The organism is Mesorhizobium sp. M1A.F.Ca.IN.022.07.1.1, from assembly GCF_003997575.1.
GTDB lineage: Bacteria > Pseudomonadota > Alphaproteobacteria > Rhizobiales > Rhizobiaceae > Mesorhizobium.
Map to the genome: position 1 here is coordinate 1 of NZ_RZST01000616.1, position 1,429 is coordinate 1,429.

Sequence of the window (1,429 nt, forward strand, 5' to 3'; positions counted from 1 at the left end):
CTTCCCCGCCGTGCGCTTCACGCTTGCCGGTTCCGACCGCTCGACGCTGGAGCTGCCGGCGACCGGCGGCACGCCGGAGGGCCGGCTCGCCCGCATCGCGCAAGTGATGGGCGCCGACTTTCCCGACAATGCCATTGCGATCGATGCCATGCGCGACGGCGTGCATCTTGCCGGCCACGTCTCGATCCCTTCCTACACCCGCGCCAACGCGCTGCAGCAATATGCCTATGTCAACGGCCGGCCGGTGCGCGACAAGCTGATCGCCGGCGCGATCCGCGGCGCCTTCGCCGACGTGCTGCCGCGCGACCGGCATGCGGTCACCGTGCTATTCCTTTCGCTCGATCCGGCAACCGTCGACGTCAATGTCCACCCGGCCAAGGCCGATGTGCGCTTCCGCGATCCGGGCCTGGTGCGCGGGTTGATTGTCGGCGCCATCCGCGAGGCGATGGCCGGCGCCGGCATCCGGGCCGCGACCACCGGCGCGGCCGGCATGATGGCGGCTTTCCGGCCCGGCGCGGCGTCCTATTCGCATCCCGGACCGGCCAATGGCCACCGCAGCTATGAGGCCGCTTTTCGCGCCTCCGGCTCCAGCTTCGACCACGGTTCGACTTTGGCGCGCTCGCCGCAACGGCCGCTCGACATGGGCGAAGCCCGGCCGGCGCGAGGCTTCGCCGAAAACGATCAGGCTGCCTTCGACACCGGGCCGCTGGCAAGCGCCGACGCGCGGGCGGGCATCGCCGAGCCGGCCGAGGCGCTGCTCGGCACGGTGCTGGGCGCGGCGCGCGCTCAGGTGCATGAGAACTATATCGTCGCCCAGACCCGGGATTCGCTCATCATCGTCGACCAGCATGCCGCACATGAGCGCCTAGTCTACGAGGCCTTGAAGAACGCGCTGCACTCTCGCGCCGTGCCTTCGCAGATGCTGCTTTTGCCCGAGATCGTCGACCTTGCGGAAGAGGATGCCGAGCGGCTGGCGATGCATTCCGAGACGCTGGCCAAATTCGGCCTCGGCCTGGAGCGCTTCGGCCCGGGCGCGGTGGCGGTGCGCGAGACGCCGTCGATGCTCGGCGAAACCAACGTGCAGCAACTGGTGCGTGACCTCGCCGACGAGATCGCCGACAACGACACGGTCGAGACCCTGAAGGAACGGCTGGACAGAATAGCCGCGACCATGGCCTGCCACGGCTCGGTGCGCTCGGGCCGCCTGCTCAAGGCCGAGGAGATGAACGCGCTGCTGCGCCAAATGGAGGCGACGCCCGGCTCCGGCACCTGCAACCATGGCAGGCCGACCTATATCGAGCTGAAACTCGCCGACATTGAAAGATTGTTCGGGCGAAGGTGAGCGCGCCAATTCCCCTCACCCAGCCTCCGCTTCACTCCGCTGACTTCTCCCTATGGCGAGAGGAGACCTTCAGCGCCGGCGCCAACC

At 68.6% G+C, this 1,429-nt stretch carries 1 protein-coding gene; it reads left to right on the forward strand.

Annotated features, from left to right (window positions below; genetic code table 11):
- Positions 1–1,342 (forward strand): DNA mismatch repair endonuclease MutL (mutL, locus tag EOA75_RS32790; RefSeq protein WP_164747750.1); only part of this gene is annotated, 1,342 nt, incomplete at its 5' end.
- Positions 1,343–1,429 lie beyond the last annotated feature (87 nt).